The sequence below is a fragment of the Mycoplana azooxidifex genome, assembly GCF_014196765.1.
Taxonomy (GTDB): Bacteria; Pseudomonadota; Alphaproteobacteria; order Rhizobiales; family Rhizobiaceae; genus Mycoplana; species Mycoplana azooxidifex.
Window position 1 is genome coordinate 80,795 of sequence record NZ_JACIEE010000002.1, and the last position, 12,666, is coordinate 93,460.

Consider the following 12,666-nt stretch of genomic DNA (forward strand, 5'->3'; position numbering starts at 1 on the left):
TTGGGCTTTTATCGGCACGGAGTCTGGCAGGTTTGGCGCGAGAAATGGTCTGTTGTCGGCGGTAGGGGCAGAGGATTGGTCCAAGGGAGTAAGCCGCCGCAGAGGAATCGTCTATTGGCCGTTCGCGGGTTCCGGGGCCGACAGCAGCGCCGTCAGGGGCAGGGCGGTTTCCTCCTTCACCGTCTTGGTGACGATGTAGGTGAAGTAGCGGGCGATGCCGATCTGCCGGTCCAGCAGGCCGTCGACCAGCCGCTGGTAGGCGTCGATATCGGCCGCCATGATCTTCAGAATATAGTCGACCCCGCCGCCGACCGACCAGCAGGCGACGATTTCGGGGATCGCCGCGACTGCGCGTTCGAAGCGGTCGAAATCGGCCTGGCGATGGTTTTCGAGGGTGACCTCCATCATCACGCTTGCGACCGGTGCGACGCGGCGGACTGCGACGCGGGCATGATAGCCCGAAATGATGCCGGCCTTTTCGAGCTTGCGCAGGCGCATCCAGCAGGGCGTGGGCGACAGGCCGACCTCTTCGGCGAGCGCCACCTTGGTGATGCGGCCGTCCCGCTGGACGGCGTCGAGGATGCGCAGGTCGATCGCGTCAAGTTTCATGCGGAGGGCGGCCCCAAATCGAAATCATGGCAAAGACTATGAAAAAGCCGAGACGAATGCAATTTTTGCATTGTCAATTGACCTGAATTTTATCACTGTCAAATCATGACAAATTGGCGCCCCGATCCGCTGCAGCTTCGTCGTCCGGCCTACCTCTCGCTGGCCGAGCAGATCGCCAATGCCATCCATGACGGCAAGCTTGCCGACGGCGACCGCCTGCCGACGCATCGAAAGCTCGCGGAAGACCTCGGCCTTTCGATCCAGACGGTGAGCCGCGCCTATGATGAGTTGACCCGGCGCGGCATGGTGGCCGGCGAAATCGGCCGCGGCTCTTTCGTGCAGACGAGGACGAAGGAGCCGGAACCACCTTATCTGCCGGAGCGGCTCGGCGAGGTGATCGACCTGTCGATCCTGAAGCCTGTCTGCGAGCAGATCCATCTCGAGCGCATGCGCGAGGCCTTCGGATGGCTGGCGGAAAACCTGCCATCCAGTTCGGCGCTCTCGTTCCGCCCCAACATGGTGTTTCCCCGCCACCGGGCCGTTGCGGCGGAATGGCTGCAGCTTTGCGGGGTGGACGTATCCCCGCTCAACATCAATCTCACGAACGGTGCCACATCGGCCATGACCGTGGCCTTGATGAGCGTCGCGCCCCCCGGATCGACGGTCGCGACGGAGGCCATCAGCCATCATACGCTGGTACCGCTCTGCAGCTATCTCGGCATCCACCTCGAGGGCCTGGCCATAGATGCGGACGGGATGATCCCTGCCGCCCTGGACGCTGCCTGCCGCAAGGGGCCGATCCGGGCGGTGTTCCTTCAGCCTTCGGTGGTCAACCCCACGGCAACGCTGATGAGCGCCAAACGGCGTGAGGAACTGGCCGCCGTCGCTGCCAGACACGATATCGCGATCATCGAGAACGATATTCTCGGGCCCATGGTCGAAGACCGGCCGCCGCCGATGCAGGCCTTCGCGCCGGATCGCACGCTTTACGTCACCAGTTTCACCAAGATCACCGTACCCGGCCTGCGCGTCGGCTATCTCGTCGCGCCCGACCGCTATGTCGCAGCGGTCGCCAACCGGCACCTGGTTTCCAACTGGATGGCCACTCCGGCGATGGTCGAGGTCGCCACGCGCTGGGTCAGCAACGGTACGGCGATGGAATTGGTGAACTGGCAAAGACGGGCCTTGGCGCGGCGCCACGAGATCGCTGCCGAGGCGCTGGCGGGGCTTGCCTATCACGCCCATCCGCAGAGCCTGCACGTCTGGTTGCCGCTGACATGCCAGCATACGGAAGAGGGCTTCGTGGCGCAGGCACGGCTGCGCGGCGTGGCGATCGCCCCCGGCGCCTCCTTCCACACCGCCGACCAGGGCCACGCTCCGGCCGTGCGCATCTCGCTCGGCTCCACGTCCGAAGCGGAACTGCGCACGGGGCTTGGTATCGTCGCTTCATTGGCTCAGGGAAATCCGGAAGCGCTTCTGCTTGCTATTTGACGGTTCCGCCTGACATTTGAGCAGGTAAGGAATAATTGTCATGATATTATTTTGATAATTGACATGATTTAACAAGCTGGTCATCGTTGGGCATCGCTCGTCTCAACAGGGAGAGACATGCATGGCCTCGCCCATCATTCGCATCGACAACATCACGAAGACCTACGGCCCGCTGACGGTGCTCGACGGTCTGTCGATGGATGTCATGCCGGGCGAGAAGCTGGCGCTGATCGGTCCGTCCGGATCCGGCAAGACCACCATCCTGCGCATCCTCATGACGCTCGAGAAGATCGACGGCGGTCATATCGAGTTGGACGGCGAGCAACTCTATCACATGCCCAAGGCCGGCAAACTGGTCCCCGCCGACGAAAGGCATCTGCAGAAGATGCGCGAGAAGATCGGCATGGTCTTCCAGCACTTCAACCTGTTTCCGCACAAGTGCGTGCTCGACAACATCACGCTGGCGCCGATGCTGACCAAGGGCGTGGCAAAGGCCTCGGCCGAAGCGCGGGCGAAGGAACTTCTCGACATGGTGGGCATGGCCGACAAGGCGAAAAGCATGCCTGCGCAACTGTCCGGCGGACAGAAGCAGCGCGTGGCCATCGCCCGCGCCCTGGCGCTGTCGCCGAAGATCATGCTGTTCGACGAGGTGACCTCGGCGCTCGACCCGGAACTGGTCGAGGAGGTTTTGAACGTCATGCGCAAACTCGCCGCCGAGACCGACATGACCATGCTGCTCGTCACCCACGAGATGGGCTTTGCCCATGACTTCGCCGATCGCGTCCTGTTCTTCGACAAGGGCCGGATCGTCGAGGAGGGCAAGCCAGACGACATATTCCGAAATCCCAGGCAGGAGCGAACACAGACCTTCCTGCGCAAGATAATCGCGGCGGGGCACCGCGTCTGATCGCTGGGGCGATCCGGCAATGCCTCCGATAAAAATGGGAAAATCCAGAGGAGATGGAACGATGACATTGAAACATTTCATGACGATGGCAGCCGGTGCCACGGCTTTGATGGCGGCGTTTGCCGCAGCCCCCGCAAGCGCCGATGACGCCAAGCTGGAGGAGCTCAAGGCGCAGGGCTTCGCCCGTATCGCGATCGCCAACGAACCGCCGTTCACGGCCGTCGGCGCAGACGGCAAGGTTTCGGGTGCGGCACCCGACGTCGCCCGCGAGGTCTTCAAGCGCCTCGGCGTCGTAGACGTCGTCGCCTCGATCTCGGAATATGGCGCGATGATCCCGGGCCTGCAGGCAGGGCGTCATGACGCCGTCACCGCCGGCCTGTTCATGAAGCCGGAGCGCTGCGCGGCCGTCGCCTACTCCGAGCCCGTCCTGTGCGACGCGGAAGCCATGCTCGTCAAGAAGGGCAATCCGAAGGGCTTCAAGAGCTATGCCGACATCGCCAAGGACCAGTCGGCCACCATCGGCGCGCCCGGCGGCGGCACGGAAGAGAAACTGGCGCTGGAAGCCGGCGTGCCGCGCGAGCGCGTCATCGTGGTGCCGGATGGCCAGAGCGGCCTGAAGATGCTGCAGGACGGCCGCATCGACGTCTATTCGCTGCCGGTCCTGTCGATCAACGATCTCGTCAAGAAGGCGAACGACCCTAACCTCGAAGTCGTGGCTCCAGTTCAGGGTGCCCCGGTCTATTGCGACGGCGCCGCCTTCAAGAAGGGCGACGAGGCGCTGCGCGATGCCTTCGACGTGGAACTCGCAAAGCTGAAGGAATCGGGCGAGTTCGCCAAGCTCATCGAGCCCTACGGCTTCTCGGCCGCGGCCGCGATGTCCACGACCCGCGAGAAGCTCTGCGCGGCTGCCAACTGACGATCGCCGGGGAGAGGCGTTTTGCCTCTCCCCGCTTGCGGCACGGGCAGGGCATGACGCCTCGCCAACCGCATCAGAACCGGCAATGACAGAGAAAGCACGATGATCGACTGGTCCGGCTACCTGGGACTGATATTGCAAGGCGCGCTGGTGACGATCGAGCTCACGGTCATGGGCTCGGCGCTGGCGCTCGTCATGGCCTTTGTCGCCGGTCTCGGCCGTCTGTCCCGCTTTGCCGCGGTCCGCGCGCTGGCCACGGTCTATATCGAGTTCTTCCGCGGCACTTCGATCTTCGTGCAGCTCTTCTGGGCCTATTTCGTCCTGCCGTTCGCCGGCATCACGCTGACGCCGCTGCAGGCAGGCGTCTTGGCGCTGGGGCTGAATGTCGGCGCCTATGGTGCGGAAGTCGTGCGCGGCGCCGTCAGGGCCATCGGCCGGGAACAGCACGAGGCCTGCGTCGCCCTCAATCTCGGCCGCTATCAGCGCCTGCGCCACGTGATCCTGCCGCAGGCGCTGCCGCTGATGCTGCCGACCTTCGGCAACAACGCCATCGAGCTTCTGAAGGGAACGGCCGTCGTCTCGCTGATCTCGCTGACCGACATGACTTTCCAGGCGCAGGTGGTCAGGGCGCAGACGGGCAATACCCTGGTCCCGTTCGCGACCATCCTCGTTCTCTATTTCGCCATGGCCATGGCCATTTCTGCCGGGATGCGCTGGCTGGAACGCCGCGCGTCGCGCGGTCTTGATGGCGTGAGGGTCTGATCATGGAGTGGGATTGGGCATTCGTCTGGCAGATCATGCCGACCCTTCTCGAAGGGCTGAAGATCACCATCCTTGCGACCGTTCTCGGCGCGATCGTTGCCGCTGTCGTCGGCCTCGTTCTGGCGATTGCACGGCGCTCGCCGAACCCTTTGATTGCGCGCCCGGTCGGGTTCCTTGCCGATTTCATTCGCGGCACGCCGCTGCTGGTACAGCTCTATTTCATCTTCTACGTGCTGCCGGATATCGGCATCCGGCTGTCACCGCTGGTCGCGGGCGTCATCGGGCTTGGCATCCACTACGGCACCTATGCGGCCGAGGTCTATCGCGCCGGCATCGACAATGTGCCGCGCGGCCAGTGGGAGGCGGCGCGCGCCACCAATCTCAGCATTCGTCAGGCCTGGATCCATGTGGTGCTGCCGCAGGCCATTCCGCCGATGATCCCGGCGCTCGCCAATTATTTCATCGCCATGTTCAAGGAAACGCCGCTGCTGTCGGCCATCACCGTGCTGGAGCTGATGAACCAGGCAAAGAGCGTCGCCAACAGCAGCTACCGCTATATCGAGCCGATGACGCTGGTCGGCGTGTTCTTCCTGGTCATCAGCCTGATGTCCGTCGTCGCGCTGCGTTTCCTCGAAGAGCGTTATGCCAGGGTGGATGCGCGATGACGCCGAGCGATATCCCGATCGGCACGGCAAGCCGCGCCCCGCGCCTCGACGACCGCCCGCTGGCAAAGCGGGTCGGCCTGATCATCCTGGCGACGGACCATACGACCGAGGTCGATTTCCAGCGCATGGTGGCCAGCGAGCGGATCGGCGTCTACGTCACGCGCATCCCCTATGCAAACCCCGTGACGCCCGAGAACCTGATGAAGATGCAGCCGCAACTGACGGCCGGTGCGGCGCTGATCCTGCCGGACGAACCGCTCGACGTGGTCATGTATTCCTGCACCTCGGCCTCCGTGGTCATCGGCGACGGGCAGATCGAGGCGGCGGTGCAGGCGGCAAAGCCCGGCGTTCCCGTCGTCACGCCGACGGCTGCGGCCGTGCGGGGCCTGAAGGCCGTGGGCGCCAGGCGGATTTCGATACTGACCCCCTATACGGTCGAGACCAGTCGGCCGATGGCGCGCTATTTCGCCGATCTCGGCTTCGAGATCGACCGCTTCACCTGCCTCGGTCTAACGGATGATCGGGAGATGGCGCGGATTTCGCATGACGAGATCGCAGCATTCGCGGCGGAGGCGATGGCGCCGCAGTCGGATGCACTGTTCATTTCCTGCACGGCCGTTCGCGCGGCCGAGGTCGCCCCGCGCATCGAAAACGCGCTCGGAAAGCCTGTGGTCAGCAGCAACCTTGCTACGGCCTGGGCATGCCTGCGCCTTTGCGGCGATGCGGCGCCGCGGCCGGAGCTCGGCATTCTCATGACCAAGCCCTATCCGGAAGGTTGATCGTATGTGCGCGCAACCGGCATCCGTTTCGATCGACGATATCCGCGCGGCAGCCGCCCGCATCGCCGGGCGGGTCCTGCGCACGCCGATGGTGCAGTCCACCGTCCTTCAGGTGATGACGGGCGTTCCGGTCCACCTCAAGCTCGAACACCATCAGACGACCGGCAGCTTCAAGCTGCGCGGCGCGACCAATGCGGTCCTGTCGCTGACGCCGGCGGAGCGCGCCCGCGGCGTCGTCGCCGCCTCCACCGGAAATCACGGCCGGGCGCTTGTGCATGCGGCAAGGGCGGAAGGTGCGGTTGCGACCATCTGCATGTCGAAGCTGGTGCCGGAAAACAAGGTCGCGGAAATCCGCCGGCTCGGCGCCGAGGTCCGCATCGTCGGCAATTCGCAGGACGAGGCGCAGGAGGAGGTCGACCGGCTGGTTGTGGAGAAGGGCATGGTCATGGTGCCGCCCTTCGACCATGCCGCCGTCATTGCCGGTCAGGGAACGCTCGGGCTGGAAATCATCGAGCAACTGCCAGACGTCGCGACCGTGCTCGTGCCGCTCTCCGGCGGCGGGCTTGCGGCCGGCGTGGCCGCGGCCGTCAAGAGCGCGAATCCGAGGACAAGGGTCATCGGGCTGACCATGGAACGCGGCGCTGCGATGAAGGCGAGCCTCGATTCCGGACGCCCGGTCCAGGTCGAGGAACTGCTGAGCCTCGCGGATTCGCTCGGCGGCGGTATCGGGCTCGACAATGCGCTGACCTTTTCCATGTGCCGCGACCTGCTCGACGATGTGCTGCTGCTGTCAGAGGAAGAGATCGCCGCGGGCATGCGGCACGCCTACGGCCTCGAGCGAGAGATCGTTGAGGGCGCCGGCGCGGTTGGCATCGCAGCGCTGCTTTCCGGACGGCTCCAGTCTTCGGGACCTGTCGTCGCCATCCTCTCCGGCCGCAATGTCGACATGATCCTGCATCGCCGGATCATCAACGGCGCGACGTCTGTTCAGGAAGAGGTGGCGGCATGAGCCGGATGATCATTCTGACCGAGGCCGACCTGAGGAGGGTGGTGACGCTGGACGCGGACGCCGTCGCCTGCGTGGAGGACGCCTTCCGGGCGCTCGCCACCAAGGCCGTCGCTATGCCGCCGATCCTGCGCCTCGACATTCCCGAGCACCGCGGCGAGGTCGACGTGAAGACCGCCTACGTGCCCGGTCTGGACGGTTTCGCCATCAAGATCAGCCCCGGCTTCTTCGGCAACCCGGATATCGGCCTGCCGAGCACCAACGGCATGATGGTGCTCCTGTCGGCGAAGACGGGCCTCGTCCAGGCGCTGCTGCTCGACAACGGCTACCTGACGGACGTGCGCACCGCCGCTGCTGGCGCCGTTGCCGCCAAGTACCTGTCCCGGCAGGATTCCAGCGTTGCCGCGATCTTTGGCGCCGGCATGCAGGCGCGGCTGCAATTGCAGGCACTGATGCTGGTGCGGCCGATCCGCGAGGCGCGGATATGGGCGCGCGACGCGGAAAAGGCGCAAAAGGTCGCTGCCGATCTCACGCGGACGCTGGGCATATCCGTCGCAGCAATGGCCGATCCGCAGATGGCCGTTGCCGGCGCGGATGTCATCGTGACCACGACCCCGTCGGAGACACCGATCCTGAAGGCCGAATGGCTGGAACTGGGCCAGCACCTCACCGCCATGGGCTCGGATGCCGAGCACAAGAACGAGATCGAGCCGGCGGCGATCGTGGGGGCTGGCCTGTATGTGGCAGACAGTCTCGGCCAGACCCGTCGTCTCGGCGAACTGCATCACGCGATCGAGGCGGGCCTCGTGGCCCGGGACGCAGCCTTCGCCGAACTCGGCCGCATTGCGGCCGGGCTGGAGCAGGGACGCAGTGACGCAAGCCAGATCACCATTGCCGACCTGACCGGGACGGGCATTCAGGACACGGCTATCGCAACGCTCGCCTTTTCGCGCGCGACGTCTGCCGGTGCCGGTACACCATTTGAAAGTTGAGACCGGCAAGTGCCGGAGAATGAGGGAGAAACATGACCCAACCGAACCTCAAATTTTCCCTTGGGGAATATGAGACGCGCCTGGCAAAGACGCGCAAGGCCATGGAGACGAAGGGCGTCGACCTTCTGATCGTCAGCGACCCGTCGAACATGGCGTGGCTGACGGGCTATGACGGCTGGTCGTTCTACGTGCACCAGGCCGTCGTCGTGCCGCCGACCGGCGAGCCGATCTGGTACGGCCGCGGCCAGGATGCCAATGGCGCCAAGCTGACAGCCTATCTCAAGCATGAGAACATCATCGGCTATCCCGATCACTACGTGCAGTCGACCGAGCGCCATCCGATGGATTATCTCGCCGCCAGGCTGGTCGAGCGCGGCTTCGATAAGCTGACGATCGGCGTCGAGATGGACAACTACTGGTTCTCCGCCGCCGCCTTCGCGAGCCTGGTCAAGCACCTGCCGAATGCCCGCTTCGTCGATGTGACGGCGCTGGTCAACTGGCAGCGCGCCGTGAAGAGCGAGACCGAGATCAAGTACATGCGCAATGCCGCCCGCATCGTCGAGGGCATGCACCAGCGCATCTTCGACAAGATCGAGGTCGGCATGCGCAAGTGCGACCTGGTGGCCGAGATCTACGATGCCGGCACGCGCGGCGTCGACGGCATCGGCGGCGACTACCCGGCGATCGTGCCGCTGCTGCCGTCGGGAGTCGATGCCTCCGCGCCGCATCTGACCTGGGACGACAAGCCGATGAAGCGGGGCGAGGGGACCTTCTTCGAGATCGCCGGCGCCTACAACCGCTACCATTGCCCGCTGTCGCGCACCGTCTTCCTTGGCAAGCCGACGCAGGAATTCCTCGATGCCGAGAAGGCGACGCTGGAAGGCATGGAGGCGGGTCTCGCCGCTGCGAAACCGGGAAATACCTGCGAGGACATCGCCAACGGCTTCTTCGCGGTGCTCAAGAAATACGGCATCGTCAAGGACAACCGCACCGGCTACGGCATCGGTATCTCCTATCCGCCGGACTGGGGCGAGCGCACCATGAGCCTGCGCCCCGGCGACCGTACGGAACTGAAGCCGGGCATGACCTTCCACTTCATGACCGGTCTCTGGTTGGAAACCATGGGCCTGGAGATCACCGAGAGCATCCTGATCACCGACACCGGCGTCGAATGCCTCGCCAACGTGCCGCGCAAGCTGTTCGTCAAGGATTGAGCCTGCCATGAGCGAAACCGAACTGCGCGCCTCGCCGGTCACGCCCACGGTCGATTTCTCGGCCGAGGGCATCCAGCACGGCTTCCTCCGGCTGCCCTACAGCCGCGACGATTCCGCCTGGGGCTCGGTGATGATCCCGATCACGGTCGTCAGGAACGGGGAGGGGCCGACGGCCCTTCTCACCGGCGGCAACCATGGCGATGAGTATGAGGGGCCGATCGCGCTGTTCGACCTCGCGCGCACCTTGAAGGCAGAGGATGTCTCCGGGCGGGTCATCATCATCCCGGCGATGAACTATCCGGCCTTCGTCGCCGGCACCCGGACGTCTCCGATCGACAAGGGCAACCTGAACCGCAGCTTTCCGGGCAGGCCGGACGGCACGGTAACGCAGAAGATCGCCGATTACTTCCAGCGCGCGCTGCTGCCGCTGGCCGACATCGTCCTGGACTTCCACTCGGGCGGCAAGACGCTTGATTTCCTGCCCTTCTGCGCCGCGCACATCCTGCCGGACAAGGCGCAGGAGCAGCGCTCCTTCGAACTGGTGCAGGCCTTCTCCGCACCCTATTCCATGAAGATGCTCGAAATCGATGCGGTCGGCATGTACGACACGGCTGCGGAGGAAATGGGCAAGGTGTTCATCACCACCGAACTCGGCGGCGGCGGCACGGCGACGGCAAAAAGTGCCGGGATAGCCAAGCGCGGCGTGATCAACGTGCTGCGACAGGCCGGCATCGTGAAAGGCAAGGCGGACGTCGCCCCGACGCAGTGGCTCGACATGCCGGACGGCGACTGCTTTGCCTTCGCCGAAGAAGGCGGTCTGATCGAGCCGCTGGTGGACATGGGCGACACCGTGGTCAAGGACCAGGTGGTGGCCCGTATCTACCCGACGGGGCGCACGGGGGCGCCGCCCTCCGAGGTTCGCGCGAAGATGGACGGCATCCTCTGCGCCCGGCATTTTCCCGGCCTCGTCAAGGCCGGAGATTGTGTTGCGGTTCTGGCGATCACGGTCTAAAGCATGTCGCGCAAAAGTGTGCAGCGGTTTTGCGATAACGACATGCAAAAAACAGAGACTAAAGCGTGCAGAGCGAATCCGAAGGATCGCGACATGCTTTAGTCCTTCGCGGCATTCGAGCCACACGCAGACTGGACATTGCCGTGACGCAGACCGAACTTGCCGCCACGGCATCCGCCGCCCGCAACCGCCTGGCGCTGATCGCGCTGCTGGCGGGCGGGGTAGCGATCGGCGGCTCGCCGATCTTCGTGCGACTTTCCGAGATCGGCCCCATGGCGACGGCGTTCTGGCGCGTGGCCCTCGCTCTTGTGCCGCTGCTTGTATTCTTCCGCATGACGGAGAAGCGCCAGGCAGCCGGGCCGGCGGGACTGCGCGACATGGTCGCACTCGCCCTGCCGGGCGTCTTCCTCGCAGCCGATCTCGTCGCCTGGCACGCCGCGATCCATGTGACGACCGTCGCCAATGCGACGCTGCTCGCCAATCTGGCCCCCGTTTTTGTGACAGCAGTCGGCTGGCTGTTCCTCGGCGCATCGATCAGCCGTGCCTTCCTGATCGGCCTCACTGTTGCGATTACCGGTATTGTCGTCCTGAAGGGCGGGCTGAGCGGGCTTTCCGAAGGCAATCCGGTAGGTGATGCCCTGGCGATCCTCGCGGCCCTGTTCTACGCCGGCTACATGCTGGGCGTCGCCAGGCTGCGCGGCCGTTTCGACACCGCCCGCGTCATGCTCTGGAGCACGGCTTCGGCGGCGGTCTGCCTGCTGCCCGTGGTACTCCTGACCGAGAACCAGTTCTTCCCCGTCACGCTCTTCGGCTGGGCCATGCTTCTCGGGCTGGCGCTGATCAGCCATGCCGGCGGGCAGGTGGCGATCACCTATGCGCTCGCCTACCTGCCGACGGCCTTCTCCTCGCTCACCCTGCTGATCCAGCCTGTCGTGGCTGCCCTTCTCGGCGTGGTCGTGCTCGGCGAGGGCGTCAGCATCACGCAGGCGATCGGCGGCGCCATCGTCCTCTGTGGCATCCTCTATGCCCGCAGGCGATAGATTGCCGTTGATCTGTCACGCACGCTGCGCATCGCAGCTCTCGTCGCGAAGCTTGATCGTCCATCCGGTCACATGTATATAAGACGTACCGCATATTAAGGCCGGCATGGCCGGTGCACGCCCACCGTGGAGGTTTGCAGTGCGGATTTTGCCTCTTTCTGTACCGATCCTCCTGTGCCTGACAGCGACGCTGTCTGCGGGCCCGTTTCATGACGCCGTGCGGGATGGCGATGTGGTGGCGGTCAAGCAGTTGCTCGACAAGGGCGCCGCACCGTCGGACACAGACGAAACCGGTGAGCCGCCACTCATCATCGCCGCACTCGCCGGGCGCCCGGAAGTGATCGCTCTGCTGGTGGAGCGTGGTGCGGATGTAAAGGCCCGCAACCGGGGCGGCCTGACGGCTCTTCATGCCGCAGCCTATGCCGGAAACATAGACGTGGTGGAAATGCTGGTCGCGCGGGGTGCCGATGTCAACGATGCGGGGAATTTCTACCACATGACCCCCCTGCATGGGGCGGCGGAGGAGGGACATGCCGATGTGGTCGCCTTCCTTCTGGCTCAAAAGGTGGACATCGAGGCGAAGGAGAGGAATGGCTACACCCCGCTGACGCAGGCCGGATGGCGTTCCCATTGGGAGGCGGCCGAACTGCTGCTGAAGGCGGGCGCCAGTTGCCAGAAAGCCGAGCTCGTCGGCGACTGGCTCTATGCCGAGTGCACGAAGCGGCAATGATCCTGTCGCGTTGGCGACAGGCGCCGGGAAGGAGAGATCGCATGCGAACTTCCTATTGGACTGGAGCGGCCTTTGTCGCTGCCGTCTGCCTGACGGGGCCCGTCCTCGCCGGGGATTTCGTCAATACAGGCTACTTCGGTGACGTGGCGATCAAGGGATACGACACGGTCGCCTATTTCACCCGGAACGAAGCCGTGGAGGGATCGCCCCGGTACACCTACCGTTGGCTCGGCGCGACATGGCAATTCGCCAGCGCAGAAAACCGCGACCTGTTTGCCAAGGAGCCGGCGAAGTACGCCCCGCAATATGGCGGATACTGCGCCGATGGCGTCTCCTTCGGTACGGTCACGACCAACATCGATCCCAAGGCATGGCGGATCATCGACGGCAAGCTTTACATCTCCTACGACCCTGGCGCGGCAGAAGGGTTCGAGAAGAACCCCAGCAAGTTGCCGGATTCCAAGGAGCATTGGTCCGAAGTGGAACAGACCCTCGTCACCGAGAAAGCCGGGACGGATTGGCGCCACGCTCCACGTTGAGCAG

The 12,666-nt window shown here is 64.5% G+C and carries 14 protein-coding genes; 13 read left to right on the forward strand and 1 reads right to left on the reverse strand.

Annotated elements, in window-relative coordinates; translation table 11 throughout:
• Positions 1 to 111 precede the first annotated feature (111 nt).
• The gene (locus tag GGQ64_RS03810) at positions 112 to 609 is read right to left on the reverse strand and encodes an Lrp/AsnC family transcriptional regulator (RefSeq protein WP_183799391.1); all 498 of its coding nucleotides are present in this window, start codon (positions 607 to 609) and stop codon (positions 112 to 114) included.
• Positions 610 to 714: 105 nt separating this feature from the next.
• On the opposite strand from GGQ64_RS03810, the gene ehuR reads away from it, so the two are divergent.
• The 13 genes from ehuR to GGQ64_RS03875 all read left to right on the forward strand — a co-directional run bounded on the left by ehuR (position 715) and on the right by GGQ64_RS03875 (position 12,662).
• Complete coding sequence (gene ehuR / locus GGQ64_RS03815) at positions 715 to 2,100, forward strand: MocR-like ectoine utilization transcription factor EhuR (protein ID WP_183799394.1); 1,386 nt, start codon at positions 715 to 717, stop codon at positions 2,098 to 2,100.
• A 121-nt stretch (positions 2,101 to 2,221) separates the two neighbouring features.
• Positions 2,222 to 3,007, forward strand: coding sequence for an ectoine/hydroxyectoine ABC transporter ATP-binding protein EhuA (ehuA, locus tag GGQ64_RS03820; protein WP_183799397.1), 786 nt, complete (start codon positions 2,222 to 2,224; stop codon positions 3,005 to 3,007).
• Positions 3,008 to 3,068: 61 nt separating this feature from the next.
• Positions 3,069 to 3,923, forward strand: coding sequence for an ectoine/hydroxyectoine ABC transporter substrate-binding protein EhuB (gene ehuB / locus GGQ64_RS03825; protein ID WP_183799400.1), 855 nt, complete (start codon positions 3,069 to 3,071; stop codon positions 3,921 to 3,923).
• Positions 3,924 to 4,025: 102 nt separating this feature from the next.
• Positions 4,026 to 4,685 (forward strand): ectoine/hydroxyectoine ABC transporter permease subunit EhuC, encoded by a 660-nt coding sequence (ehuC, locus tag GGQ64_RS03830; RefSeq protein ID WP_183799404.1) that lies wholly within the window; start codon positions 4,026 to 4,028, stop codon positions 4,683 to 4,685.
• A 2-nt stretch (positions 4,686 to 4,687) separates the two neighbouring features.
• On the forward strand, positions 4,688 to 5,350 hold the full coding sequence (gene ehuD / locus GGQ64_RS03835; RefSeq protein ID WP_183799407.1) for an ectoine/hydroxyectoine ABC transporter permease subunit EhuD: 663 nt from the start codon (positions 4,688 to 4,690) through the stop codon (positions 5,348 to 5,350).
• Complete coding sequence (eutA, locus tag GGQ64_RS03840; RefSeq protein ID WP_183799410.1) at positions 5,347 to 6,129, forward strand: ectoine utilization protein EutA; 783 nt, start codon at positions 5,347 to 5,349, stop codon at positions 6,127 to 6,129. The genes ehuD and eutA overlap by 4 nt, the downstream gene beginning before the upstream one ends.
• Before the next feature lie 4 nt (positions 6,130 to 6,133).
• Positions 6,134 to 7,138 carry a hydroxyectoine utilization dehydratase EutB gene (eutB, locus tag GGQ64_RS03845; protein WP_183799413.1) on the forward strand — a complete coding sequence of 335 codons (1,005 nt, stop codon included), beginning with the start codon at positions 6,134 to 6,136 and terminating at the stop codon, positions 7,136 to 7,138.
• Complete coding sequence (eutC, locus tag GGQ64_RS03850) at positions 7,135 to 8,127, forward strand: ectoine utilization protein EutC (RefSeq protein WP_183799416.1); 993 nt, start codon at positions 7,135 to 7,137, stop codon at positions 8,125 to 8,127. Before eutB ends, eutC begins: the two co-directional genes overlap by 4 nt.
• 32 nt (positions 8,128 to 8,159) lie before the next feature.
• Complete coding sequence (gene doeA / locus GGQ64_RS03855; RefSeq protein WP_183799420.1) at positions 8,160 to 9,341, forward strand: ectoine hydrolase DoeA; 1,182 nt, start codon at positions 8,160 to 8,162, stop codon at positions 9,339 to 9,341.
• 7 nt (positions 9,342 to 9,348) lie between these two features.
• Positions 9,349 to 10,353 (forward strand): N(2)-acetyl-L-2,4-diaminobutanoate deacetylase DoeB, encoded by a 1,005-nt coding sequence (gene doeB / locus GGQ64_RS03860; protein ID WP_183799424.1) that lies wholly within the window; start codon positions 9,349 to 9,351, stop codon positions 10,351 to 10,353.
• Positions 10,354 to 10,496: 143 nt separating this feature from the next.
• On the forward strand, positions 10,497 to 11,393 hold the full coding sequence (locus GGQ64_RS03865) for a DMT family transporter (protein WP_343059406.1): 897 nt from the start codon (positions 10,497 to 10,499) through the stop codon (positions 11,391 to 11,393).
• A 106-nt stretch (positions 11,394 to 11,499) separates the two neighbouring features.
• A complete protein-coding gene (locus GGQ64_RS03870) occupies positions 11,500 to 12,123 on the forward strand; it encodes an ankyrin repeat domain-containing protein (protein ID WP_183799427.1) in 624 nt (207 codons plus the stop codon).
• Between the two features lie 41 nt (positions 12,124 to 12,164).
• Positions 12,165 to 12,662: a YHS domain-containing (seleno)protein gene (locus GGQ64_RS03875; protein WP_246422321.1), complete on the forward strand. Its 498-nt coding sequence runs from the start codon at positions 12,165 to 12,167 to the stop codon at positions 12,660 to 12,662.
• Positions 12,663 to 12,666: the final 4 nt, after the last annotated feature.

What these genes read in the sequence shown, in the direction of transcription:
- GGQ64_RS03810 (WP_183799391.1), bottom strand. Translation starts at nt 609, where the DNA reads ATGAAACTTGACGCGATCGACCTGCGCATCCTCGACGCCGTCCAGCGG.
- eutA (WP_183799410.1), top strand. Translation starts at nt 5,347, where the DNA reads ATGACGCCGAGCGATATCCCGATCGGCACGGCAAGCCGCGCCCCGCGC.
- ehuD (WP_183799407.1), top strand. Translation starts at nt 4,688, where the DNA reads ATGGAGTGGGATTGGGCATTCGTCTGGCAGATCATGCCGACCCTTCTC.
- GGQ64_RS03870 (WP_183799427.1), top strand. Translation starts at nt 11,500, where the DNA reads ATGGCCGGTGCACGCCCACCGTGGAGGTTTGCAGTGCGGATTTTGCCT.
- GGQ64_RS03875 (WP_246422321.1), top strand. Translation starts at nt 12,165, where the DNA reads ATGCGAACTTCCTATTGGACTGGAGCGGCCTTTGTCGCTGCCGTCTGC.
- doeB (WP_183799424.1), top strand. Translation starts at nt 9,349, where the DNA reads ATGAGCGAAACCGAACTGCGCGCCTCGCCGGTCACGCCCACGGTCGAT.
- eutC (WP_183799416.1), top strand. Translation starts at nt 7,135, where the DNA reads ATGAGCCGGATGATCATTCTGACCGAGGCCGACCTGAGGAGGGTGGTG.
- ehuA (WP_183799397.1), top strand. Translation starts at nt 2,222, where the DNA reads ATGGCCTCGCCCATCATTCGCATCGACAACATCACGAAGACCTACGGC.
- doeA (WP_183799420.1), top strand. Translation starts at nt 8,160, where the DNA reads ATGACCCAACCGAACCTCAAATTTTCCCTTGGGGAATATGAGACGCGC.
- eutB (WP_183799413.1), top strand. Translation starts at nt 6,134, where the DNA reads ATGTGCGCGCAACCGGCATCCGTTTCGATCGACGATATCCGCGCGGCA.
- ehuC (WP_183799404.1), top strand. Translation starts at nt 4,026, where the DNA reads ATGATCGACTGGTCCGGCTACCTGGGACTGATATTGCAAGGCGCGCTG.
- ehuB (WP_183799400.1), top strand. Translation starts at nt 3,069, where the DNA reads ATGACATTGAAACATTTCATGACGATGGCAGCCGGTGCCACGGCTTTG.
- ehuR (WP_183799394.1), top strand. Translation starts at nt 715, where the DNA reads ATGACAAATTGGCGCCCCGATCCGCTGCAGCTTCGTCGTCCGGCCTAC.